Below are 25,670 nucleotides of genomic sequence, written 5' to 3'. Positions count from 1 at the left end.
AGCCTCCTAGGCAAACCTGTAGTGGGATATTTCGTGCGTATTCCTTTTTGCGCTTTTTAAAATGTACTATATTTCCATCTATTCTAGAAGAGTTCATTCTCCAGAGCGTCTAGCAACACCATTGCGCAAACGTTGTCATTTTGGCGAGAATTTGTGGAATTTTGTTTCCTTAGCCCAAATGGGACGATAAAAGGATTGACAGCGCTTTATTTTGGAGCTTAAAATGACGGTAAGCAAACGCTTTCAAGTTGATTTTTGCCATTTCGGCAGTCCGGATTTCGATACTTGGGTTCGTTTGTTTTTATTTTGCGCAAAATGCAAACGTTTGCGCAAAGAAAGGGGACTAATGCATGGCTATGAAGAGCAAGTTCAGAAGGCTGATGGCGATTGTCTTGATCGCGGCGCTGACCTGGACGACGATGGGCATTCCGCCCGCACAGGCGAGCGGTGAGCTGCCCGGCAAGGTGACAGTGGTGGGTACGCTGCAGACAGCGCTTGGCGCTGCCGGAGACTGGGACCCATCTTCGGATGATACGGCAATGACTTATGCGGGAGGAGGAGAATATCGGCTTACCGGCACGCTGCCTGCCGGGGATTATTCGTACAAGGTGGCGCTGAACGGCACGTGGGACGAAAGCTATGGTTACGGCAACTATACGAATCCGGCTGGTGTAGAGGACGGCGGCAATATTGTGCTTCATCTCGCTGAAGAGACGGAGGTCACATTCTACTACAACCATACGACCCGGAAAATTGCAGATTCCACATACTACTCGCCGCTGCCGGGGGAGCAGACTCCGAGAGTAGTGGGCGACCTGCAGACGGCGCTCGGTGATGCGGGCAATTGGAGCCCGGCTGACGCGTCGCTTATGCTGACAGATGAAGATTACGATGGCGTGTATGAAGCCGTCGCGACGCTGCCTGGCGGTAGCTACGAGTATAAGATCATTCTCGGCAACAGCTGGGATACGGCGACCGCTTATCCTGGCTCGAATGCTGTATTGGCGCTGCCAGAGGAGCTGCCGGTTACGTTCACGTACGATGCGGCAACGCATGAAGTTAATGCCCGCTATAACGTACCGGTCGATCCCGACACGGACCCGGTACCGGAGGGGCATCTTCGTATTCACTATCAGCGTGTGGACCTAAGCTATGATGGCTTCGGCCTATGGCTATGGGATCACGTAGCTTCGCCATCGGCGAACTGGCCATCCGGCGCAACAGCTTTCCCTGCAGACAAGCGGGATAGCTACGGAGCTTATGTAGATGTGCCGCTTGCCGATGATGCGTCCAAAGTTGGTTTCCTGATAGTGCATCGTACGACGGGAGAGAAGGATGGCGGCGACAAGTCAGTTGTGCTGTCATCCGTTGCGAACAACCAGATTTGGATCAAGCAAGGCGACGATAAGGTCTATTCTTCGCCGACTGGCGAAGTAACCAAGGCTATTGTAGCGGCGGAGATCATATCGGACAACGAATTGCTGTTAGGCTTCACGACGACAGAAGGCATGCAAGCAGAGGGCTTGCTCCAATCGGTCACGATAGAAGACAAGAACGGCGATCCGCTGACAGCGGCTTCGGCAACGATTACCGGCCAGACGACTGTTCAAATCACGCTGTCTGGGAACGTTGATCTGGAGCTGGTGCCGCTGTCTATAACCTATGAGGGAAGAACGGTTGCGGCGAATGTGAGCTGGAGGCTGATCGATCATAAGTATGCCTACAATGGCAATGATCTTGGTGCGACCTACCATAACGGCAGCGTGACGCTGAAGCTGTGGGCACCTAAGGCAAGCGAAGTAACCGTGAGCTTCTACGACAAGAACGATGCCACGAAGCCTGTGGGAACGACAGAGCTTACACTAGGCGAGCATGGCGTATGGGCTGCAACTGTGGCTCCAAGCGGCTTGTCTGGCAGCTCGGTCACCGATCTGCGCGGCTATTATTATCAATACGAAGTGACGAATGACGGCGTAACGAAGCAAGTGCTTGATCCGTACGCCAAATCAATGGCCGAGTTCCGCGTCAATACGAAAGGCGAGGCAGGCCCGGATGGCGATACAGTGGGCAAGGCTGCCATTATTGATTTGAGCGGCACAGACCCGGCTGGCTTCGGCTATGCATCCATCGACGGCTACGGGCAACGCGAGGATGCGATTATATGGGAGGCGCATGTTCGCGACTTCACCTCCGATCCGTCCATTGAAGGCGATCTGGAATCGCGCTGGGGCTCGTACAAGGCATTTATCGACAAGCTGTCTTATATCCAGTCACTCGGCGTCACACATATTCAGCTGCTGCCGGTTATGGCGTGGTACTACGGCGATGAAGCAGCGATGGACGTGCGCGAGCTGGCGTATTCCGCCAAAGACAATGAATACAACTGGGGTTACGACCCGCATAGCTATTTCTCGCCAGACGGCGCTTATTCCGAGAATGCGAAGGACCCTGAGCTTCGCGTGAAGGAACTGAAAGAGCTGATCCATGCGATTCACGAAGCAGGCATGGGCGTGGTGCTGGACGTCGTCTATACGCATATGGCGAAGTCGGATTTCCTGAATGACATCGTGCCGAACTATTATGCTTTTCAGCGTCCTGACGGCTCGTTCATCGGAGGCTTCGGCAACAACCTGGCGACTAATCACGCCATGGCCGAGAAGTTGATGGTCGATTCCGTGAAGTATTGGTTTGAGGAATACAAAATTGACGGCATGCGCTGGGATATGATGGGCGATGCGACGTATCCTTCCGTACAGAAGGCGTACGATGCGGCTGCTGAGCTGAATCCGAATGCACTCTTTATCGGCGAAGGATGGCGCACATTCGCCGGACATGAAGCTGATCCGTCGCTCGCCGGCATGGGCGCCGATCAGGATTGGATGGATAAGACGGATGATGTCGGCGTATTCTCCGACGAGATCCGCAACGAGCTGAAGTCCGGCTTTGGATCTGAGGGCGAGCCGCGGTTCATTACAGGCGGCGCCAGAAGCATCCAGACCATCCTGAACAATATTAAAGGACAGCCAAGCAACACGGCTTTCGACGATCCGGGCGATATTGTGCCGTATATTGAGGCGCATGACAATCTGCCGCTATACGACGTAATTGCACAATCGATCAAGAAAGACCCTGCCATTAAGGAAAATGATCTGGAAATTCACCAGCGCATTCGACTTGGCAATCTGCTCGTATTGACATCGCAAGGTACGGCTTTCCTTCATGCCGGCCAAGAGTATGGTCGTACGAAGCAGTGGCTGGCGCCGGGGACACCGGAGCATAAGTACCACGCGCTGGAGGATCAGGAAGGTCAGGTATTCGGGTATTTCGTCCATGACTCCTACGATTCGTCGGATGCAATCAACATGTTCGACTGGACGAAGGCAACAGATGAGACGGCTTTTCCCGTCAACCATGTGACAAGCGAATATACGAAAGGGCTGATCGAGCTTCGCAGATATACGGATGCGTTCCGTCTGGGCGACCAGGACTTGGTGAACTCCAATGTTACACTGATCGATGCTCCGGAGATCGGGGACACTGATCTTCTGATCGGCTACAAAAACATCGCCATGGACGGAACAGGCCATTACTATGTCTTCGTTAATACCGACGATGAGAGCAGAACGTTGACGCTCCCGGCTGACTTGACGGGCGGTACGGTCATTGTCGATAACGACGAGGCTGGCACGATAGCCGTATCCGATCCATCGGGCTTTACACTAACAAAACAGTCGCTTACAATCGATCCGCTAAGCTCGGTCGTTATCCGTATGGATGCGGCGGCGCAAGCGCTTGTATCGATTCAGCTAGATAGCAGCAAGCAGACGCTTAAGGTTGATGGCAGCCATACCGTCTCGGTGTACGCTCAGTACGAGGGCGGCAGCCGGGAGAAAGTGAAGAGTGGGGCAAGCTTTGTCTCCGACAAGCCAGCCGTAGCCACCGTGTCTTCAGCAGGCGTCATTAAGGCAGTCAGCCCGGGCCGTGCGACGATTACCGTCGAATACAAGGGCTTCCAGGCAACGGTGCAGATTGAGGTTGCCGAGCCAGATACGGTTCGTACGCTTCAATTCAACTACATTCGTCCTGATGGAGACTATAAGGACTGGAACATTTGGGTGTGGAACACGGGCGCACAAGACGGCGAAGTGTTGTTCGATAAGGTAGAGAACGGCGTCGCCACCGCTACTATTGAATTACATGATGATGCCACTGGTGTCGGCTTCGTCCTTCGCAAGGGTACGGACTGGGATACGGCGAAGCAAGACATTACGTATGACCGTGTCATCCCGCTGACCGATGGCGATCGCTACATGAAAGTGAATGTGAATAGCATGGTTGGCGAACTGGACGTATTCCCGTCCATCTACGGTCCTTACCTGCATGACGGGAATATCACGTTCCGCTATCGTGACGCCAGCCTGTTCAGCAAGGGGCTGATGGATACAATCGAAGGTGTTCAGGTGAAAATCGGCGGCAAGTCGTACGATATGGCTTACGACGAATCCAGAGAATGGTTCACTTATACGCTTCGGAATGTATCTCCGGGCAACTATGAATACAGCTATCTGGTTACGAAGGGTGGCGGGACTACAGAAGTAAGCGACCCGGCGAACACACAGGACGGCAAGTCCGAGGTTGTGTATAAAAAGCCGGCCGTTACGCTCTCGGGTAACGTAAAGCCAGGCGCCATTACGTATGACGAGAATGCTGTGCTTCGCATCAGCGCTGCCAGCGCGGAGCCGCTGGCATTCCGCGAGGGCTATATGGACCTGACCACATTGGGCGGTTCGGCAACGACACCATTCAACGTGGAGCTGATGGCTCATACGATTGCCGTGAAACAATCGATAACCGCAGGCGTAAAGACCATACCGGTGACACTTGTGGACCAATATGGCAATGCGTATACGCAGCGGATTCAAGTAACGGTCAAACCAAGAACGTTCGCAGGGGATCTGGATTTCGACTGGGATGAGTCGCGTATTTACTTCCTGCTGACGGACCGTTTCCATGACGGAGACGAGACCAATAACATCAACGTAGACAAGTCGCATCTTGAAGCTTATCATGGCGGCGACTTCAGAGGCCTAATCGACAAGCTCGATTACTTGGATGAGCTGGGCATCAACACGCTCTGGATTACGCCAATTGTAGACAATATCGACTTCAACCAAGGCACCGGCTTCGGCGGCAAGCAGTATGGTTATCACGGCTATTGGGCGAAGGACTTCACAAAGCTCGACGAGCATTTGGGCGATATGGAGACCTTCAAGGAACTGATTGAGAAGGCGCATGACCGCGGTATCAAAATCATGGTCGATGTCGTCCTCAATCATACTGGCTATGGCTTGAAGCCCGGAGACAATCAGCCAGGCGTGACGGAGGAAGACAAGGCGCGTTTTGCAGATATGCTGCGAACGAACGGCTTGTCAGCGAACATTAACCCGATTAAAGGCGAGCTTGACGGCCTGCCGGACTTTATGACGGAGAATGCCGACGTGCGCGAGCAGATTATCGAATGGCAGACGGGCTGGCTGGAGAGAGCCAGAACGGATCGCGGCGACACCATCGATTACTTCCGCGTCGATACGGTGAAGCATGTGGAGACGACGACTTGGGTCGCCTTCAAAAACGCGCTGACCGCCATCGATCCAAGCTTCAAGCTGCTAGGCGAATATTTCGGCGGCACGGTGGAAGGCGACGGCGGCATGCTGGCAAGCGGCCAGATGGATGCGCTGCTCGATTTCGGCTTCAAGGCACAAGCGAAAAACTTTGCGAATGGCAGCATCGACGCGGTGGACGCGTATTTGCAAGACCGTGAATCCAAGCTGTCGAATACGACAATGATGGCACAATTTCTGAGCAGCCACGACGAGGACGGCTTCCTGTCCCATTATGTGGATGGCGACAAGAGCAAGCTGATGATTGCAGCCGCGCTGCAAATCACGGCGAAGGGCATGCCGGTCATCTACTATGGCGAGGAGCTCGGCCGCTCCGGCGCGAACGCACGGGATATGAGCAAGGGCCAATTCAGCGAGAACCGGGGCGACATGCCTTGGGATCGCTTGGACGAAGAGCAGAAGCTGCATGAGCACTATACGAAGCTGCTCAACATTCGGGCGAAGTACTCCAAGCTCTATGCGAAAGGCGATCGTACGAGGCTGGCAGGCTCGGATGAGCTGGGTTATCTGGCCTTCAGCAAGAAATACGGCAATGACAATATCGTAACGGCGATTAATACATCTGAAGAAGCGGCAGCCGTGACGCTTCCTGTTCCATTCGTGCCGGGTACGACGGCAGTGAATGAGTATAGCGGCGATACGTATACGGTCGCATCCAACCGCACCGTTGCAATTGAGCTTCCAGGCCGAGCGGACGGCGGCACGGTCATTCTGAGCGGTGTCTCACCGAAGCCACCACAGCAAGGCGGCGGTGATCCGGTTATGGAGACCCCGCAATGGCCGGGAGCGGACGTCATTCAAGACAGCGTACTCACAACGGGAACAGAAGGCAAAACAACGGTCAAACTGTCAAACGGCAACACCTCCGCTATTCTTCCTCTGCAAGCTGCCAAGCTGCTGGGAGACCGCGATCTGGAGCTGGCAGCTGACGGACTGACTGTCCTGTTGCCCAATGAAGTGCTGGCCGCTGCAGCAGCACTGCTGCCTGCGGGCAATTCGGCTGAGAATACGGTCCTCCGATTCCAGGCGAAGCCGTTGACAAACGGGGAGCTTGAAGCGTTGCTTGGCAAGCAGGACCGGGAAGGCTGGTCGTTCAAGCAAGGTTCGACCGCTTACGCATTCCGCATCTCTCTCCTGCAAGACAATAGTGAAGTAGGTGTGCTATCGCAGTTTGAAGAGCCAGTTACGGTCACCTTTGCCGTAGAAGCAGGCATCAATGGCGAGCTAAGCGGGATCTACTTCATCAGCGAGAATGGCACCGCAACTTATGTAGGCGGAGACCTGCATGAGGGAGCTATGAAGGCGAAGCTGAATCACTTTAGCGCGTATGGCGTGCTGGAAGCCGGCCGCAGCTTCACCGATGTGCCAAGCAGCCACTGGGCGACGCAGGCCATTAAGTCTCTAGCTGTGAAGGGCATTATCGAAGGCATGAACAGCAAGCAGTTTGCGCCGGAAGCCCAAGTGACGCGCGCCCAATTCGCGACAATGCTCGTACGGGCGCTGGACGGAGAGGCGGGCAAGAAACCTGCGACAGGTGTCTTCGCCGATGTGCCTCAAGATGCTTGGTATGCGCCATATGCGGAAGCAGCCTTCCGTCTTGGCATCGTAACGGGCCGCACTGAGGAACGGTTTGCGCCGAATGATGCCATTACTCGCGAAGAGATGGCGGTCATGCTGCTCCGCGCTTATCGCGCAATGGAAGGCAAGGCGGCATCTAAGGATGCGCCATCCTTCGCCGATCAGAACCAGATTAGCGATTGGGCACTGGAGGACGTCCGTACAGCCTCCGAGCTTGGTCTTGTGCAAGGACGTACAGACGGACGCTTTGCCCCGCAAGAGAATCTGACGCGCGCAGAGAGCGCGCAAGCGATCTACAATGTACTGAACCGCGATTAAGCGGATGCCGCACAGCACAACTGCTGCTGCAAAACAGAGAGGACCCCGATCATTGGTCGGGGTCTTTTTCATGTGGCACGTCCCTAAAGGTTTTAGCTATTTTAGGAGCATTGCATCAATTGCCCATATAATAGTATTGGATTTATAGAGGGAGCGGTCCTATGATAAAACAAACGAAGTCCAAACTTATTATGCCGAAAGGTCTCCCTTCCACAGAGAAGTCTCTCCATTCGAGGCTGATCTGCTGGACGTGGATATAACCGAATGAGCATGGGGCCGGTATACCCGGGAGTTAAGTCCCTTTTTGCCATTCGTGGAGGGTTCCGTCTTCATTCTGCCGCGGTTGACGCCGATGGGTTTCATGTAAGCGCTCACTTAAACCGGAAAATCGTCATTAAGGAAGATTAGCTATGACTTCACAAGCATGAAGCGGCAATACGCTTCACATCGGGGGGAGAGCGTGTTATGAAATGGGCGCACAGGCTGTCGAACAAGTCCATACGCTTCAAGCTGCTGGTCGGGTTTCTCTTATTTGTCATTCCGCTTCAGCTGCTTCTGATCTTCGATAACTATTACGCGATGAGGGTCGTAAGCGAGCAAGTAGCCAACTCCAACCGTAATCTGGCCGCCCTCTATATGGATCAGATTGACCGGAATCTGGAGGAAGTGGACAAGTATTTGCGAACAACGGTCGCTTTTGAAAGCGATTTAATTATGTTGGATAATTCGAGGGAAACCAGTAGCGATAACTATTATTTGGCCAAAATCAACTTGTTCAACAAGCTGGAGCGCGATATCAATACGTACAAGGAAATGGATTATCTGTTCGTCTATTCCTCCGTCAATCAGGAGCTGATTACGAATCAGCCGCCGGGGGAGACCATGGATCGGCTGAAGGAGGTCCGGGAGGGCATGACGGACATGCTGCTGGAGCGGGAATCGTGGCCGAAGCAGGCATTCGAGAAGTGGTTCCCCTACCAGCTTGGCGAGGACTATTACATTACCAAAATCCAGAAAATCGGCAATGTCTATATTGGCGGCTGGGTGAAGGCCTCGAAGCTGATGAGCCCGCTGGGCTTGCTGGATATGGGGCCGGAGGGAAAGTCGCTGCTGGTGACGGATAGCATGGTGCCGATGAACGGAGTCATGCCCATTGATAACGGGGAGGATTACCTGCAAGTCAGCACTCAATCTGAGCAGGGGCAGTTCTCCTTGCTTATCTTGATTCCGTACAACGTCATACTGGAACATTTGCCATTTCTCCAACGCATCTGGTATGTAGTCATTCTTGGGGCGCTCATTATATTGCCGATCTTCTATATGTTCCTGCGGCAGAACATTCTAATCCCGATCAACCGGATCGTGACGGTTATGCGCAGGGTACGCGACGGCAATCTGGATCAACGGGTCGAGCGCCATCCCGTCTCCTCGGAATTTGAATTAATGAATGACGTGTTCAACAGCATGGTGGATCAGATCAAAGCGTTGAAAATCAATGTCTACGAAGAGAAGCTGCTCAGCCAGCAAGCGGAGCTGAAGCATCTACAGCTGCAGATTAATCCGCATTTTTTCTTGAATGCGCTGAATACGATTTATAACCTGGCTCAATTCCGCAACTACCAGCTGATCCAGGATATGTCGGACTACTTGATTCAATATATGAGATTCATGTTCCAGAGCAATCTGAAGCTGGTTACAGTGGCGGATGAGATTGCGCATACCCGCAATTACTTGAACATTCAAGCGATGCGGTTCCAGGACGGCTTTACGTACGAAATTGGCAGCGATGATGAGTCGCTAATGCAGGCGCGCATTCCGCCGCTTATGATTCAGACGTTCGTGGAGAATACGATCAAGCATGCGATTACGATGGATGAGCCTATTCATCTAAGCGTTGATATCAGGCGGGATGAGGCGGATGGGCTGCGCTTGATTATTCGGGATACCGGGCAAGGCTTCCCGGACGAGGCGCTGGGCAAGTGGCAGCAAGAACCCGCCGCGGAGCATCATGGAAGCGATCATATCGGCATATGGAATGCAAGACGGCGACTTCGGCTCATCTATGAGGACAAAGCTCAGCTGCAATTGTCCAATCATCCGGACGGTGGAGCGAAGGTCGAGATTCGGCTTCCGCTTCTGCTCGAAGACCAGCCCTAAGGAGGGATACGATGTATCAATTATTGATCGTTGACGATGAGATCCATGCGGTAAGAGCCGTTCAAGGGGGGGTGAACTGGGAGGAGCTGTCGATCTCCCGTATTCATATCGCCCACAATATGAAGCAAGCGAAGGATATCTTCGCGGAGCATCCCATTGATATTATGATTTGCGATATTGAGATGCCCCAGGGAAGCGGCATTGAGCTGCTGTCGTGGGTGAGGGAGGAGCATGCGCTCACGGAATCCATCTTTCTCACCTGTCACTCCAACTTTGATTACGCGAAGGAAGCGCTGCAGCTGGGCAGCCTGGATTATATGCTGAAGCCGGTCAAGTTCCAGGAACTTCGGAGCGTGGTACAGAAGGGAGTCGAGAAGGTAGGCGAGAAGCGGGAGCAGCATATGAGCAAGGCGGAGGGGCAGTACTACTCCATGCTCTGGCAGACGCATCGCCCCGTCTTGATGGAGCGCTTCTGGCATGACGTGATGGACCGCCGCCAATCCTCGCATCCTGATCGCATACGGGACGCGCTCCATAGCCAAAGCCTGCCGATCAAGGAGACGGAAGCCTTCTTGCCTGTATTGGTCTACGTACAGCGGTGGGCGGAGAAGCTGAGCCTTCGCGACGAGAAGCTGATGGAGTACGCGCTTCGCAATACCGCAGACGAAATCATTTGGCGAGGCTGCGAGCACCGTCCGTTTGTACGCATGAGCGGTGATCTGTATGTCGCCATTCTGCCCGCAGACCCTCCGGGAGACGAGCGGGAATGGCTGAGGGAAATATTGATTGACTATATTGCGGCCTGCAATCGCTACTTCCGCTGCGACATCTCCTGTTACATCGGCGAGCCCGGTATGCCGCATGAGATCGCCACGCGGTATGACAGCCTCATTCGGATGAAGGACAATGTGCTGAACCGCAGCAATGACGTCCTCTTCTGGAGCGAGGAGCTCGTCAGTTCGCAATCGATCGACGTGATTCGTATGAACGTGTGGCTGAAAATGCTGGAGCAAGGCGCTTATGACGCCATTCTCTCGGAGTCGGAGCATTATTTGCAATCGCTGCAGGAGGTAGGCTGTCTGAAAGCGGAGGTGCTGCAGCAGTTTCTCCAAAATTTCCTGCAGATGCTGTATCACTTCTTTCAGTACAAAGAATGGCAGGCTTATCAGGTGCTTGGCGAGGAAGTGTCGCTGGAGCGCATGTCGCAGGCCGTTCGTTCGCTAACGGATCTGCAGATATGGACCAAAACGTCGTTGACCCGGACGATCGTCTACGCCCGCAATACAGAGGACAATGCGACTGTGATGGATAAAGTAAAGTCCTTTATCTCGCAGCATGTCAGCCAGAGCATCTCTCGTGAGGATATTGCGAGGCATGTGCATCTCCATCCTGACTATTTGTCGCGGCTGTTCAAGAAAGAGATCGGTCAATCGATCGTGGAATATATATTGGACGAAAAGATGGCTATTGCGAGAGAGCTGCTGACCGGCACGGAGCTGTCCGTCAGCGATGTCGCTTCGTCTGTAGGGTATTCGAATTTCTCCTACTTTTCGAAGGTGTTCAAGAGCACCGTTCAGATGAATCCGAATGAATATCGCAAAGCAGCAAGAAAGGCGCCCGGCAGGAAGCCGTAATATCGGCGGGACAGAAAGCCGGGCCGTCGGCAAGAGTCGGCGGTGCGGCAGGCCAAAGGCAAGACAGACGGGAAAGAATCAACAGTGTGCAGAACAGAGGCTATGCCATCCAGATCGGACAAGCCGTCCCCATAGCAATTCCCTTACCCCATTCTGACGAGAAGTCAGAATATTGCGATGAACTGGTCAGTATGTTGGCGGTTAGCGCTTACATGATCCTCTACAATAGGTGTTGTAGCCGGCGTTACGATCATGTGAAAGAGGGAGGGAGGCTGGCCATGAAGGCGATGGCTAACGGGAGTACCCTGAAGAAAGCTATGAAATACAAGATGTTGTACATCATGTTAATTCCCGGCATTGTCTATCTGCTGATTAACAACTATGTGCCTATGCTAGGAATGATCATCGCGTTCAAGGACATCAACTTTGCAAAGGGGATTCTCGGCAGCGACTGGGTAGGCTTCAAAAATTTCGAATATCTGTTCAAGACAGCAGATGCCTACATCATTACCCGCAATACGATCCTGTACAACCTCGTCTTTATCGTTGTGAATCTGGTGGTTGCGGTTGGGCTGGCGATTCTCTTGAATGAAATGAAGAACCGGTTTCTGTCGCGGTTCTATCAAAGCGTCGTCTTGCTCCCGTATCTGATTTCATCGGTTATTATCGGTTATCTGGTATTCTCGCTGCTTAGTGCAGAGACGGGATTAATGAACAAGACGATCATGCCTTGGCTCGGCATTGATCCAGTTATGTGGTACAACGAGCCTGGGTATTGGCCTTACATTCTGACCTTTGTGAAAATATGGAGCACCGCAGGATATCTATGCATTATCTACTTCGCGGCTGTGGTCGGCATCGACCAGGAGTATTACGAAGCGGCGACGCTTGACGGGGCGAACAAGTTCCAGCAGATCCTGAAGATTACGATCCCGTTAATTACCCCGGTCATTGTCATTATGACGCTCATGCAGATCGGACGTATTTTCTACTCGGACTTTGGCTTGTTCTATCAAGTTACCCTGGACTCGGGCGTGCTGTTGCCGACGACCAACGTCATTGATACCTATGTCTATCGTTCCTTGCTGCGTAATGGCGATATCGGCATGTCATCCGCTGCCGGACTGTACCAGTCCGTGGTTGGATTTATCATTATTCTTGCATCCAATTATGCTGTGAAAAAAATTAATCCGGATAATTCGTTGTTCTAAGGGGGGAGACAGAGACTATGCGCGCCAATCGATTGGAACAGACGGTTATTCATATCATTTTCTTTCTTTTCGCTTGCATCTGCTTAATTCCGTTCGCTGTGCTCATCTCCGCTTCCTTGACTAGCGAGAGCGCGATTATCCAGAATGGCTACTCCATCTGGCCTAGCGTGTTCAGCGTGGAGAGCTACCGCTACTTGCTGAAGGAGCCGATGATGATTCTGAATGCATACGGCATCTCCATCTTCGTCACGGTGCTTGGTACGGCGGTAAGCCTGATCATGATGACCTTGCTGGCGTATCCCATCTCCAGAAAGGATCTGCCGTTCCGTAACGTCATCGCATTCATTGTGTTCTTCACGATGCTCTTCAATGGCGGTCTCGTGCCAACGTATCTCATGTATACGAATGTCTTCGAGATCAAAAACACGCTAACCGCTTATTTGGTGCCGGGCCTGCTAGTCAGTGCGTTCTTCGTCATCCTGATCCGGACCTTCTTCACGATGAACATTCCGACAGAGGTCATCGAATCAGCGAAGATTGACGGCGCGGGAGAGTTCCGCATCTTCTACGGCATCGTGCTTCCGTTATCGAAGCCCGTGCTGGGGGCCGTAGGCATCTTCCAAATTATCAACTATTGGAATGACTGGTTCAATGGGCTGATCTATATTACCGACAGCAAGCTGCATAGCATACAGGTCATGTTGAATACGATTCTGCTTAACTCGCAGTACCTGATGACGAATGTTCAGGCGGCGGACAACATGGTTGAAGCCGGGGATATTCCGAGTCATGGCCTGAAGATGGCCATTGCGGTAATTGGCGTCATTCCAATCTTGATTACGTATCCGTTCTTCCAAAAATACTTTGCGAAGGGACTTACGGTTGGGGCGGTAAAGGGCTAGCGCCCGGATGAATAGCAACGACATACGAATGGCCAAAAAAAGGGGAGGCTTGGGATATGTTCAAAAAAATCAGCACAACGGTATTGGCACTGACGATGACGGCAAGCTTGGTGCTTGCAGGCTGCGGCAAGTCGAATGAGCCCGCGAATAATGGGCAGAACGGGACGGACGACGGAGGATTGCCGCCTTACGAGATTAATATGGTGTTCTATGGCCCGCCGCAGAAGGATCTGGACGAGGTTGCTGCAGAAATGAGCAAGATCACGAAGGAAAAGATCAATGCGACGGTGAAGTTAGTCAGAATTGAACCGGCTGCGTGGGCGGAGCAGTCCATTCTCATGCTGACGGGCAATGAACAAGTCGATTTGATTGTGACTGGCGGAGGTGATTATTCCAGGCAAGTGGCGCAAGGGCAGCTGGTGGCGCTGGATGAATTAGTCCAGAAGCACGGGCAGGGTATCGTGAAGGCATTCGAGCCTGAGGTGCTGGGCGCGTCGAAGGTGAACGGGCAAACCTATGCCATTCCGACCAACCGGGATTTTGCATCCCATCCCATTATACTGATGCGCCAGGATATGCTGGATAAGTACAAGCTCGATATTAGCAACATTAAGACTATTGATGATCTGGACGCTATCTACAAAGTTATTCATGAGAATGAACCGAATGTCAATGTACTGGGCAAAGCAAGCGCAGCTGCCTCTATTGCGAACAGGCTGCTTGAGACCAGATGGGATATCCTTGGCGACTACATTGGCGTACTTCCTAATCTGGATGAGCTGAAGGTCGTTAATCTGTACGAGACGCCGGAGTATGCCGATATGCTGAATACGATCAGAAGATGGTATCAGGCCGGCTACATCCATAAGGATGCGGCGACAAGCAAGGAGACAGCGGTTGATTACATTAAGGCAAATATCGGATTCTCGGTTATCAATAAAGGAAAGCCGGGCGCGGTCGGTCAGACGGAGAACAGAGTCGACACAAAGCTGGCTTCGGTGGATATCGGCTCGCAGATTACGAGCACTACCTCCATTACAAGCATCATGCTCGGCATTCCGACCAACTCGAAGGACCCGGATCGGGCGATGATGTTCCTGGACCTGCTTTACTCTGACCCGGATCTGGTCAACCTGATCAACTGGGGCATTCAAGACAAGCACTACGTCAAGGTCGGAGACAGCTCGATCGACTTCCCGCCGGGCGTGGACGCTTCCAATAGCGGATTCAATCTCAGACAAGGCTGGATGTTCGGCAATCAGCTCTTATCCTACACTTGGGCGACGGATGTGCCGAATCTGTGGCAAGAGATGGATAAGTACAACCGAGAAGCGAAGAAATCGGCAGCGCTGGGCTTCACCTACAATCCGATTCCGGTGAAGACAGAGCTGGCAGCCATTACGAATGTTACCCGCCAATATGCAATGGGTCTGGAGACCGGCACGATTGATCCTGAGGTGAATCTGCCGAAGTTCATCGCCGCTCTGAAGGCCGCCGGCATTGACAAGGTGATTGCAGAGAAGCAGAAGCAGCTGGACGAGTGGGCCAAAAATAAGTAATCGGGAGGCAATTCTATGAAGCTTTCAATCGGTGGATATTCATTCAACAATACGTTTGTGGAAGGAAAAATGGATATATTCGGCTACCTGGAGACGGTCAAGTACCGCTATGGACTGGACACGGTCGATCTGTACAACGGCTTCTTCGTGGATAAGAGCAAGCCGGTCTGGAAGCTGGCCGATGAGGATTATCTGGTGAAGATTCGCGAGGCGCTGGATGAGAAGGGGATGACGGTCGTCAACTTTGCAATCGATACGGCCTCCCTATGGGATACGGACGAGGAGAAGCGCGAGCTGCAGTACCAGAACGCGCTGGAGCATCTGAAGGCTGCAAAAATATTGGGTGCCAAAACAGTCCGTATCGACACTGGGGGCTCGTATTCCAAGGAAGAGAATGGCGACTTCTATGAGATGAGCAATGAGCAATACGAGCATTTGGTGACGAGATACCAGGAGTATTGCAAGATTGGCGCCGACTACGGCTTCAAGGTTGGTCCCGAGAACCATATGGGACCGTCGCTGAACCCGCACTTTCTGAAGCAAATTGCCGAAGGCATTAATCATCCGAACTTTGGTGTGCTGCTTCATGTGGACCGCTGGAAGGTTGATCCGGCGCGCGGCGATGAGATCATCGCCCCGTGGGCCTGCCATATTCACTTTGGCGGCAATACGCTAGCGATGGAGGAACGTGCGACGGCGATTGCGAAGATGCTGGTCGGTACAGGCTACGACGCTTATTGGGCAGTCGAGCATAATGCTCCGAGGAATCAGTATATCGAGGTGGAGTGGACGCTAGCCGCGATGAAAAAAGTATTGGGCAACGTACAATAGGAGGCGAACGCAGCGTGAGCAAAGTTAGAATCGGTATTGTCGGCGTAGGACTAATCGGACAGACACACTTGAGCAACTATGCGAAGATCCAGGACGCCGAAGTGGTGGCGGTCTGCGATATTAATGAACAAGCGGCGCAAGCCGTGGCTAGCCAGTTCGGTATTCCGGATGTGTATACAGATTTCCGCGAGCTGCTGAAGCGGGATGACATTGATGCCATCGACGTCTGTCTGCATAACAACTTCCATGCCCCGGTGACGAACGAGGCGCTTCAGGCCGGGAAGCATGTATACTGCGAGAAGCCAATCGCGGGTACGTACTACGACGGCGTAACGATGCTGGAGACGGCTAAAGCCACTGGTAATATGCTTCATATTCAGCTGAATACGTTATATAAGAAAGAGACAAAAGCGGCGAAAGCCTTAATCGAGGAAGGAAGCCTAGGCAAGCTGTATCACGCCAGATCGACCGGCTTCCGCCGCCGCGGGCGTCCGTTCGTGGACGGTTACGGAACGAAGTTCTTCAACCGCAAGGAGACGGCTGCGGGCGGCGCACTGCTGGATATGGGCGTCTATCACATTGCACAGATTCTGTATCTGCTTGGCGTTCCGACGCTGAAGAGCGTCTCCGGCAAGGTGTATCAGGAGATGGATATGAACGAGGCAAGACGCGAGGAATCCCAGTTCGACGTAGAGGAGCTTGGCCTTGGCTTCGTCCGCTTCGAGGAAGGCGTGACGCTTGACCTGATCGAGGCGTGGTCGGTCCATATGGGCGGCTTCGAGGGCTCCAGCGTGCTGGGCAGCAAAGGCGGGGTTCGCCTGCCTTCTTACTCCTCCATCTCGCAGACAAGCGCTCTGACCTTCCATACGACGGTAGCCGACATGGATCTGGACAGCACGGTTAATCTGGATGACATGGATCTGCGCTGGGGCAGGCTGAAGCCGGATTATGACGCTTATGCCTCCTCACAGCAGCATTGGATTGCTGCGATTCAAGGCCGAGTGCCGTTGCTCCCTACGGCGGAGATCGCGCTGCAGACGATGCTGATCAGCGAAGGTGTATACCTGTCGGATCAACTGGGACGTGAAGTGACAGCAGAAGAAATTATCGCGCATTCACAATCTACCAATGTCTTAGTATAAGGGATGAAGGGAACATGTCGGACCACACGATAAGCCGTAATATGCTGGGAATGCTGAAGGTATTCAACTTTGTGCTCTATGGGGCCCTTGCGATCTACAGCACGTTCTTTGCGCTCTATCTCAAGGATATCGGGCTTTCCAATGTACAGATTGGATTACTGGTAGCAGGCGGCCCGCTCATCGGGCTGGTAGCCAATCCATTCTGGGCGTATTGGGCGGATCGTCTTCGCAACAATAAACGTATCCTGATTATTTGCTTAATCGGCAATTTCGTCTGTATGCAGTTCGTCTTCATGACGGAATCTTATACGTTGATCTATACGCTTATGCTGTTTTATTTCGCCTTCCAGAGCCCGCTGTTCACGCAGAGTAACAGCCTCATTCTGAATGTCATCGAAGGAACGAACCGTAAATTCGGGGAGTTCCGGGCATGGGGCTCGCTGGGATGGGCGCTGATCGCAGTCACGGCAGGGCCGATCATCGGCTGGCTGGGTATCAGCAAGCTGTGGATCGTATTTGATGTGATGCTGCTGTTCGCTATCTTCTTTACCTTTCTCATGCCAAGCGGCAATGAAAGACCGCTGAAGCAGAAGTTCTCGAATAAAGGGTATCTGAAGGTATTTCAGAACAAATATTTTCTCATGTTTGTGTGCCTGGGTGTCCTGATCTCCATTCCCAATTCAATCAATATGACCTTCCTTGGCATCTACATTAAGGGCTTGGGGGGAACGGATACGGTTGTGGGATGGTCCGCCTTTGCGACGGCGATTCTGGAAGTGCCCGTGTTCCTGTTGCTGGATAAATACTTGAAGAAGAATTCCCGTACGATGCTGGGCTGGCTGGTCATTATTAGCGCTCTCTTTTCGGTCCGGTGGCTGCTCATGTCCCTTGCAAGCTCAGCGATTCAAGTCATCTTCATCCAACTGCTGCATTCCATCACGTTCGGCGGGTACTACTATATCGGTACGCAGCTTACATCCCATCTGGTGCCTGCCGAATACCGGTCGAGCGGCCAGGCCGTCTACGGTCTGACATGGGGCGGGGTATCCGGCATTGTCGCCGGGGTGCTTGGCGGCTGGATGTTCGAGAACTTGGGCGCATCGACACTGTACCGGATTTGTTTTGCCCTTACATTATGCGGCGTGCTAGGTTTCTTCCTGCTGAGGCAGCTGTTCCTCAGAGCGGAGAATTCACTCGGCGCATCCAATAGACAACAGACGATGTAAGGATAGGGAAATAGGTGAGAGTTGAGAAACCCGTAAGTCGGTGCTCCGCGTGGAGCAGCCGCTTACGGGTTTTCGGCGTGTCCGGGTAGGCAGTAACGTTCATTCAGGGTACACTAGTCACTAGTAATCATTCAGGTATTGGGAAATTTAGTATATGGCTATAACCCTTGTATAGGAGAGATGCGATTTATGATAGATGGCTTGTATGGAAGAGAGACATTGAACGATACGGAGCTGGATGCGATCGGCCTGCTGGCCGATACCTGCAATCGGCATGAGGGAATTGAGCTGAAGCTCAACTGGAATATGCTGCGCGAGCGTTCAGGCACGGAGACGAGTGATTTTCTCTATTACCAAGCTGGCCGGTTGGTTGGCTTTCTGGGCATCTATCAATTCCAGTCCACGGAAGTGGAGATTAGCGGCATGGTGCATCCGAAGTATCGGCGCCAGGGCATATTCAGCCAGCTGGTACAGGCTGCGAGAGAGGAGTGCCTGCGAAGGAATGTGCCGAAGCTGGTCTTTATGTGCCAGCAGGGAACAGCCTCTGCCAAGGTGGTTATGGACCATTGGTCCATACCCTATGTCTACTCGGAATACTGGATGCAGCTATTGGAGCCGCCTGTCCAGGAGGACCGCGAGCATATTGGAGTCTTGAAGCTTCGTGAAGCTGATTCAGACGATGATGCTGTCATTGTAAGATTAAATGTGGAAGGCTTCGGACTATCGGAGGAGGATGCGGCGAATCTGCTGGAGAAGCCGAATGGGACGCGGACGAGCCGCGTCTATATAGCGGATATCGAAGGGGAGGAGGGCGCTCGCCGAACCGTCGGGAAGGTTCATGCCCGCGTCGTGAACGGCAGCGCGTTCATCTATGGATTTGTCGTAGCTGCCAGCGAGCGTGGACGCGGGTATGGCAGAACCATTCTGGAGCAGGCGATTGAGGTCATTCGAGCCGAGGACCCGCAAGCGTCCATTGCCCTTGAAGTGGCTGTGAAGAATGAACGTGCGCTAGGGCTGTATGAGTCCACAGGATTCCGCATCAGCAAAGCAACGGATTATTATGAATGGATAGCTACGACGAGTTCGTGATTACTTTCTGATTTGAGGTTGAGTACGGGTAGGCGCAGCGAAGCGTCTATGCTCAACCTTTTTCTAGAATAGTCGGATTAAGCTGAAGCATACGTTCCGCAGTTGCCCATAGCTCTGGCAAGAATTGCAGCACGGCTTCAGCTCTGCTTGCCATGGCGGATGCATCTGTCACGCCAAGATCATCGGTTAGCGCCTGAAGGGCGGGCAAGTAAATCTGCCGTAAGTGGGGCGCATCGGCGGCGAAAATTTGATGGCATCTGGCGAAGGTTGCCGCAATCCAGAATACCGCTTCATGGTGCTGGCCAGAGCGAATCAGCTCATAGCTGCCGTCAATGGCAATCGGTTTCGACAGAGCGGAAATGTCGGAACGGAAGAAGAAGGGAGTGCGCACTACTTCAGTAGCGGCATCGAAGGTACGGGAAAGCTCGTCTAGATGATGCTCCACGCGCGAGGCTGACAGATGACTGCAGCCGAGCAATCGCAGCAGCTGCGGGTACAGATGCTGCTGGCCATACTCTTTCAGAACTTCTCGAGCAGCGGCATAGCGCAGCCGAATGGTGGGATTGCGAAGAGCGGCTACGAGCAGAACGTGGGTGGTCACGCCAGTCGGGAACAGCCATGCCGTCAAGCGGTCATGCAGCGGGGTATGAACGTCGAGCGCTCCGAGCCCGTTTGCGATTCGGTCACGGGCACTTTCACAACGCCGCCGCACCCATGCCATCTCGCCAAATCTTACTCCTACTTCGGCCTGAAGCTTGCGCAATTGCCCTGTAGGATCGGTGATGATCGTATCTTTGCGGAAGCCTCCTGCCAGATGATAGGAAGCGAGCACCTCTTCCGCTGAGGCGAGCTGGTTCCAGGATACCAAGGTCACTTCGATCAGCGCGTCTTGAAATACCAGTTTGCCGGGCTTGACCGGCGGCTCGTCCTCCGCGGTGACGACCACGATATCGACATCCGAGCTGGCGGGGAGCTCGGCGTCATCCGGCATATCGATCGTCGAGCCGCTGAAATAAGCGCCGCGAAACCATTCTTGTGGAGCGGCATGCGCCTGTATCCATTCAGCCGCTGCCTTGCGCGCGTCCTTCACTTTCATGTGGATGATCCTCCTTAGAGAGATGATCCCCTCTCTTCTTCTGAATGAAGAAGAGAGGGGATGTCTTCGTTTGTTTGCCCTATTTTCTTCCTATTAGAATCGTGACATCCAAGGTAAGCTCAAGGGAACTTAGCTCCTGCAAAGACTGGAGGCTCCTTGTGTCCGCATACCAAGACAACGGGGTCATCGCAATGGCGTGAGGGATGAGAGAGGCATCAAGCTGCGATCGGGTGCGCAGCGGAAGCGATTGTATCAGCTTGAAGTTATCCCGAAATCTCTCTTCCAGCCTGGTGCCGGAGTACGGCCTGCTAGATGTGCGGAAAGCCGTGCGCAGCTCTTGCAGATGCTCGTTGCCAGGAATGACCTTGATTAGAAATCCATCATCCTTCAGCAAGCGTTGGCATTGTGCATAGTTGGAAGGCGAAAGAATATTGAGTATGAAGTCGAAGCTGCCATCCCCGAGCGGACTTCGAGCCAGATCGGCGACGCACCATAGGAGATGGGGCTGACGGCTGGCGGCCATTCTGACGCCTTCTTTGGCAATATCCAGTCCGACGCCCGCCGTACCAATGCAGCCTGCGGCCTGCATCATGTCCAGGATGCGGGCCAGATGTGAGCCTTCCCCGCATCCCATATCAAGCAGACGGAGGGGTTGGTTTCGAATTTGTGCAAGGATTTGGTCGGTTATCAGACGATCGAGAGCCTCGAAGAAGCCGCTCTGGCTCACGATGCTTCTGGAGCGGAATAGGGTTTGATCGTATTTAGACGCCGCAGGACGCGGCAGGAAATTAATATAGCCTTGCTTTGCGATATCGAAGCTATGACCTTCGCGGCAAATGAGTTTCCGAAGTTCCTCGACACGCATTGAGTATGAACAGAGCGGACATTGGAATAAGCTGCTGTGAATGCTCATTGCTTCGGCAGCAAGAATACGATTGCGTTTGTTCAGCACAAATAAACACCCTTCCATTCGTTTTCGTGAATGAAAAAGGCACAGCAAAATAAACCTGACTTCTTCTCTCAGAAAAAAAGCCGAGCTTTATCTACCGTGCCGCTCATTAACGCAAACGAATGTAATGAATCATGGTGAATATAGCCTCCAATCGCAAAGACCTGATCAGCGATACTACACCAGCATAACATGAACGCTGTTCCGGCGGCGAGGAACATACCGGTCGGCAGAGCTGTCCAGATTCGTTATAATGGAGAAAGCAAGACGGTTAGGCAGATTAGGCAAGGAGGAATGAACAAATGAGTTCTGAGAAGGAAAAGATGATTCGGGGCGAGCTCTACATGGCGGTTGATCCGGAGCTGACTGAGGATCGGCTAAATGCCAGAAGGCTGAGCCGCTTGTATAATCAAACCTTGGAGACGGAAGACGGCAAACGAAAAGTGATCCTGAAGGAGCTGTTCGGCTCAACGGGAGAGAATCTTTATATAGAACCAACCTTCCGCTGCGATTACGGATATAACATCCATGTGGGAGAGAACTTCTACGCCAACTTCGATTGCGTCATTCTGGATGTATGCGAGGTCAGAATCGGCGATAATTGCTTCCTCGCTCCTGGCGTACATATCTATACGGCCACTCATCCGTTGAACGCTCAAGAACGCATATCGGGAGCCGAGTTCGGGAAGCCTGTCACGATCGGCCATAATGTCTGGCTTGGAGGACGTGCAGTCATTAACCCCGGGATAAGCATCGGCGACAATGTCGTGGTCGCATCCGGTGCGGTGGTAACCAAGGATGTGCCCGCCAATGTCGTCGTCGGCGGCAATCCGGCAAGAGTCATTAAAACCATCGACGTGTAAATCTCCCTATAGAATCGAAAAAGGCTGCCTTTGGGCAGCTTTTTTCTTTGAGCGCCTGTTATCATTCATTAACGATGAGGCCGAATAGCGCTGCGAATACATACGCTTGCTCGCGCGAGATGATGCAGCCCTTCAAATCCTCGATATTAACGCTAAGTCCGTTGAACTCACAGTCGCTTAGATCCATGCCGCTTAACGGCGTGCCGGAGAACTGGGCGCGATCAATATTGCAGCGGGACAGCTCGGTCTTCTGAAGCTTGGCGAAGCAGAAGTCAGCTCGGCTGAGCGAGCTGTCCTGGATGATGAATTGCTTCGTATTCGATACTCGCAGAGAAGCATAGTCGGCAAGGGCGTTGTCGATCAGCACATTGCGAATTGTGGCCCCTGTTAGCTGCATGCCGATCATTTTGCAATCGCGGAATTCGGTGCGATGGAGGACAGCGTCCGTCCAGTCGGCGTTGGAGAAATCGCATTTCTCGAAGATGACGTCGGTCAGCTCCATTCTAGCCCAAGACGTATCCGCAAAGGTCACATTCCGAAATATGATTTTCTCGAACGTAACCCGGTCAATATCACGTTCGTCGAAGGAGCAATCCTGGATGATGCCCATCTCCACGAAATCCTGGACAGTTAGATCTGGCTTTGGCTGAATGGGCAGTTCAGCTGGCAAAATGGGGGTTTCGATTTTCATCGTTTTCTTCTTCGTCATGGCTTTCATCTCCTACACATTAAGGCTCCGGTCGATAGATGTTTACTCCTACTAGCATAGCAGAGTCGTGAATCAATAGGGAAGAAGCAGTGTGCGCAGAATGCGGAATATGTTCTATTGCTAACCGGCTTGTGATAAGCATTGTTTATATGGGATATAGAAAAGATGAAATTTTGCTTATCAGCTGAGCATGGTAAAGTGGATAAAAATAACAGCGGGAGTGATCGTCATGGGATTGGATGTCATTGCGGATTATTTTCGTCAATTTGCCAAGGATTGCAGCGGTTCAAGCCGTCTGTATGAGTCTCTGTCAGAGCGGATTGCCGGAGACCGGGAGCTTCTTCAATTATCATCTCAGGCTAAGAAGGGCCAGCCTATTCCCAATCTGTTGTTCGGAGCGGTTCACTATTTGCTGATGAAAGGCAAGGCGCATCCACTGGCTAAGTACTATGGAACTTTTGTAGCTGAACCTGATGCAGCCGAAGAGGCTTTCCCGGCATTCAAGCAGTTCTGTGAGCAGTACAGAGATGACATCCTGCCAATTCTGGCGATCAAAAATGTGCAGACGAACGAGGTTAGGCGTTGTGCTTATCTGTATCCCGTCTTCTGCTCAATCTACGCGTCGATGCAGCGGCCGCTATCTTTGATAGAGATTGGCACGAGCGCCGGGCTGCAACTGCATTGGGACCGTTACGGCTATTCCTACTCCTCTAAGCCAGGCAGGATTTATGGCAATCCGGATTCTGAGCTGGTGCTCTCCTCGGAGATGAGAGGGAGGGATTGGCCGGAATTGCTGCTCCTAAGTCCACCGGTAACCAACCGGGTTGGCATCGATCTGCATGTGAATGATCTCTCGGAAGCGGAAGACTGTCTGTGGCTTCAAGCATTGATCTGGCCAGAGCATGCCGAGCGCAGAACAAGCTTCGATAAAGCCGCTTCTATTGCAAGAAGAGAAGGGGCGCGGCTCGTTCAAGGCAACGGGGTGAAGCTGCTTGCCGAGCTGGCGGGAGAAACCGATTCGGAATCGGTATTATGCGTCTTCCATACCCACGTGGCAAATCAATTGTCCGAGCGTGACAAAGAGGAGTTGCTTCTGACAATCGAGGGATTGGGACGTCAGCGGGATGTATGCCATATTTACAATAATATGCGGGATCGGCAACTACACGTGGATAGCTACAAGGGTGGCGTACGACAAGAGATTATTGTTGCAGAAACAGACGGTCACGGCCGTTGGTTTAACAGGATTTAGCCTTGATTTTGGCTTAAAGTTGGCATGACTGACTGAAAATAAATTGTGTACAACGAAAAATGGATTTAATTTTCAGAAATGCTCATGTTTTTCAGAAAAAAATCCGTTATATTATTTGTATAAATAATGGGGAGGAAGTGACATGCAGAAAGTTGTCGTAGCTTGGCTCTTAATAGGCTGCATGATGTTCTCGGCGGCAGCCGGAGCCTATGCGCAGGATGAAACAACGAAAAATTTTCAAGACTTAAAGGACTTGGATGCGGCGACAAAGGCAAAGTTTGACGCCTTAATTCAAGCAGGTGTGTTCGATGGAACCGGCAACGGGCAATTTGGTATCCAAGAGGAAATGAATCGCGCTCAATTTGCCAAAGTTGCCGCTTTGATTTTTGGTCTCAATGTGGACACATCACTCAAGAGCTCCAGCTTCAGTGACGTTCAGGCGAATGATCCGTCTAACGGGTTTGCGCTGCCGTATATTGAAGCAATAAAGAAAGCCGGCATTACGACGGGCACAGGCTCGGGAGAGTTCAACCCTGCGGGCAACGTGACCAAGGAACAGCTGGCTACATTTTTGGTGCGCGGATTAGGGTTGGCGGGAGAAGCCAATCCAAAACCCGGAACGAATACCAATGTATCGGACTGGGCCAAAGGCTATGTTCAGCTAGCGCTTGATTTAAAGCTGCTCAACGGTGGCCAGACAGGTGAATTCGACGGCAGGTCCCAAGTCAAAAGGGATGAGCTGATCCAAGCTTCGTTTGAAACCAAGAAACAGGTTGAGCCTTCGCCAGCACTCTCCGGCGTATCGGTAGACGGGACGAGCGAGCTGAAGCTGACGTTCACAGGCGCGATTGATCCCCAATCGATTGATCTGTCTCAATTCAGCATCAACGGCTACGCCCTGAGCAATCAGGAGGATCGCTTCACGCTATCCGAGGATGGCAAAACGCTGATCATCACGTTCCGACCGGGCTTCCACTGGGGCTCCGGCTCGAATCCGGTGATTGAGATTGGTGCCGTGCAATCGCCATTCGGGCATAAGCTGGATGATAAAGCGCCAACGCCAGTTGTGTCGGTTACCAATCCGCCAGCGCCTTATATACCGGCGCCGACGCCAAGCCCGACAACGGCTCCGACCGGAACACCAGAACCAACGGTGACGCCGAAACCGAGCGAAAGCACGGGACCGACGGAGTCGCCAGTAACGACCGCAACACCAAAGCCTTCGGAGTCGCCGAAACCGAGCGAAAGCACGGGACCGACGGAGTCGCCAGTAACGACCGCAACACCAAAGCCTTCGGAGTCGCCGAAACCGAGCGAAAGCACGGGACCGACGGAGTCGCCAGTAACGACCGCAACACCAAAGCCTTCGGAGTCGCCGAAACCGAGCGAAAGCACGGGACCGACGGAGTCGCCAGTAACGACCGCAACACCAAAGCCTTCGGAGTCGCCGAAACCGAGCGAAAGCACGGGACC

Annotated in this window: 16 protein-coding genes; 13 read left to right on the top strand and 3 right to left on the bottom strand. The window is 52.7% G+C overall.

Annotated features, from left to right (window positions below):
* Positions 1–350: 350 nt before the first annotated feature.
* The 10 genes from AC0YNW_RS21955 to AC0YNW_RS21910 all read left to right on the top strand — a co-directional run bounded on the left by AC0YNW_RS21955 (position 351) and on the right by AC0YNW_RS21910 (position 19,328).
* On the top strand, positions 351–7,577 hold the full coding sequence (locus AC0YNW_RS21955; RefSeq protein WP_475833760.1) for an alpha-amylase family glycosyl hydrolase: 7,227 nt from the start codon (positions 351–353) through the stop codon (positions 7,575–7,577).
* A gap of 465 nt (positions 7,578–8,042) precedes the next feature.
* A complete protein-coding gene (locus tag AC0YNW_RS21950; RefSeq protein WP_475833759.1) occupies positions 8,043–9,734 on the top strand; it encodes a sensor histidine kinase in 1,692 nt (563 codons plus the stop codon).
* Between the two features lie 11 nt (positions 9,735–9,745).
* Positions 9,746–11,368 carry a response regulator gene (locus AC0YNW_RS21945; protein ID WP_475833758.1) on the top strand — a complete coding sequence of 541 codons (1,623 nt, stop codon included), beginning with the start codon at positions 9,746–9,748 and terminating at the stop codon, positions 11,366–11,368.
* A gap of 287 nt (positions 11,369–11,655) precedes the next feature.
* Positions 11,656–12,579 (top strand): ABC transporter permease, encoded by a 924-nt coding sequence (locus tag AC0YNW_RS21940; protein WP_387477610.1) that lies wholly within the window; start codon positions 11,656–11,658, stop codon positions 12,577–12,579.
* Positions 12,580–12,596: 17 nt separating this feature from the next.
* Positions 12,597–13,481, top strand: coding sequence for a carbohydrate ABC transporter permease (locus AC0YNW_RS21935; protein WP_119801886.1), 885 nt, complete (start codon positions 12,597–12,599; stop codon positions 13,479–13,481).
* A 56-nt stretch (positions 13,482–13,537) separates the two neighbouring features.
* Positions 13,538–15,040, top strand: coding sequence for an ABC transporter substrate-binding protein (locus AC0YNW_RS21930; protein WP_387477327.1), 1,503 nt, complete (start codon positions 13,538–13,540; stop codon positions 15,038–15,040).
* Positions 15,041–15,055: 15 nt separating this feature from the next.
* Positions 15,056–15,871: a sugar phosphate isomerase/epimerase family protein gene (locus tag AC0YNW_RS21925; protein ID WP_387477329.1), complete on the top strand. Its 816-nt coding sequence runs from the start codon at positions 15,056–15,058 to the stop codon at positions 15,869–15,871.
* Positions 15,872–15,885: 14 nt separating this feature from the next.
* Positions 15,886–17,013, top strand: coding sequence for a Gfo/Idh/MocA family protein (locus tag AC0YNW_RS21920; protein ID WP_387477331.1), 1,128 nt, complete (start codon positions 15,886–15,888; stop codon positions 17,011–17,013).
* Positions 17,014–17,027: 14 nt separating this feature from the next.
* The gene (locus AC0YNW_RS21915) at positions 17,028–18,239 is read left to right on the top strand and encodes an MFS transporter (protein WP_475833757.1); all 1,212 of its coding nucleotides are present in this window, start codon (positions 17,028–17,030) and stop codon (positions 18,237–18,239) included.
* 189 nt (positions 18,240–18,428) lie between these two features.
* Entirely contained in the window at positions 18,429–19,328 is a 900-nt protein-coding gene (locus AC0YNW_RS21910; RefSeq protein ID WP_475833756.1) for a GNAT family N-acetyltransferase, read from the top strand.
* Between the two features lie 52 nt (positions 19,329–19,380).
* On the opposite strand, the gene AC0YNW_RS21905 is transcribed toward AC0YNW_RS21910, so the two are convergent.
* Both AC0YNW_RS21905 and AC0YNW_RS21900 read right to left on the bottom strand, forming a co-directional pair.
* The gene (locus AC0YNW_RS21905; RefSeq protein WP_475833755.1) at positions 19,381–20,424 is read right to left on the bottom strand and encodes a hypothetical protein; all 1,044 of its coding nucleotides are present in this window, start codon (positions 20,422–20,424) and stop codon (positions 19,381–19,383) included.
* Positions 20,425–20,503: 79 nt separating this feature from the next.
* The gene (locus tag AC0YNW_RS21900) at positions 20,504–21,376 is read right to left on the bottom strand and encodes a putative RNA methyltransferase (protein ID WP_475833754.1); all 873 of its coding nucleotides are present in this window, start codon (positions 21,374–21,376) and stop codon (positions 20,504–20,506) included.
* 299 nt (positions 21,377–21,675) lie between these two features.
* On the opposite strand from AC0YNW_RS21900, the gene maa reads away from it, so the two are divergent.
* Positions 21,676–22,236 carry a maltose O-acetyltransferase gene (gene maa, locus AC0YNW_RS21895; protein WP_475833753.1) on the top strand — a complete coding sequence of 187 codons (561 nt, stop codon included), beginning with the start codon at positions 21,676–21,678 and terminating at the stop codon, positions 22,234–22,236.
* Positions 22,237–22,297: 61 nt separating this feature from the next.
* Here maa and AC0YNW_RS21890 read toward each other — a convergent pair whose 3' ends face one another.
* Entirely contained in the window at positions 22,298–22,945 is a 648-nt protein-coding gene (locus AC0YNW_RS21890) for a pentapeptide repeat-containing protein (RefSeq protein ID WP_475833752.1), read from the bottom strand.
* A 229-nt stretch (positions 22,946–23,174) separates the two neighbouring features.
* On the opposite strand from AC0YNW_RS21890, the gene AC0YNW_RS21885 reads away from it, so the two are divergent.
* On the top strand, positions 23,175–24,197 hold the full coding sequence (locus tag AC0YNW_RS21885; RefSeq protein WP_475833751.1) for a DUF2332 domain-containing protein: 1,023 nt from the start codon (positions 23,175–23,177) through the stop codon (positions 24,195–24,197).
* 142 nt (positions 24,198–24,339) lie between these two features.
* Positions 24,340–25,670: S-layer homology domain-containing protein (locus tag AC0YNW_RS21880; RefSeq protein ID WP_475833750.1), on the top strand; the 1,331-nt coding region annotated here is incomplete at its 3' end.

This window comes from Paenibacillus sp. J31R120, from assembly GCF_056269225.1.
This window is presented reverse-complemented; position numbering and strand designations above follow the sequence as displayed.

Bases quoted from the DNA above. Each gene is read 5' to 3' on its own strand.
- AC0YNW_RS21955 (WP_475833760.1), top strand. From the start codon at position 351: ATGGCTATGAAGAGCAAGTTCAGAAGGCTGATGGCGATTGTCTTGATC.
- AC0YNW_RS21950 (WP_475833759.1), top strand. From the start codon at position 8,043: ATGAAATGGGCGCACAGGCTGTCGAACAAGTCCATACGCTTCAAGCTG.
- AC0YNW_RS21945 (WP_475833758.1), top strand. From the start codon at position 9,746: ATGTATCAATTATTGATCGTTGACGATGAGATCCATGCGGTAAGAGCC.
- AC0YNW_RS21940 (WP_387477610.1), top strand. From the start codon at position 11,656: ATGGCTAACGGGAGTACCCTGAAGAAAGCTATGAAATACAAGATGTTG.
- AC0YNW_RS21935 (WP_119801886.1), top strand. From the start codon at position 12,597: ATGCGCGCCAATCGATTGGAACAGACGGTTATTCATATCATTTTCTTT.
- AC0YNW_RS21930 (WP_387477327.1), top strand. From the start codon at position 13,538: ATGTTCAAAAAAATCAGCACAACGGTATTGGCACTGACGATGACGGCA.
- AC0YNW_RS21925 (WP_387477329.1), top strand. From the start codon at position 15,056: ATGAAGCTTTCAATCGGTGGATATTCATTCAACAATACGTTTGTGGAA.
- AC0YNW_RS21915 (WP_475833757.1), top strand. From the start codon at position 17,028: ATGTCGGACCACACGATAAGCCGTAATATGCTGGGAATGCTGAAGGTA.
- AC0YNW_RS21910 (WP_475833756.1), top strand. From the start codon at position 18,429: ATGATAGATGGCTTGTATGGAAGAGAGACATTGAACGATACGGAGCTG.
- AC0YNW_RS21905 (WP_475833755.1), bottom strand. From the start codon at position 20,424: ATGAAAGTGAAGGACGCGCGCAAGGCAGCGGCTGAATGGATACAGGCG.
- maa (WP_475833753.1), top strand. From the start codon at position 21,676: ATGAGTTCTGAGAAGGAAAAGATGATTCGGGGCGAGCTCTACATGGCG.
- AC0YNW_RS21890 (WP_475833752.1), bottom strand. From the start codon at position 22,945: ATGACGAAGAAGAAAACGATGAAAATCGAAACCCCCATTTTGCCAGCT.
- AC0YNW_RS21885 (WP_475833751.1), top strand. From the start codon at position 23,175: ATGGGATTGGATGTCATTGCGGATTATTTTCGTCAATTTGCCAAGGAT.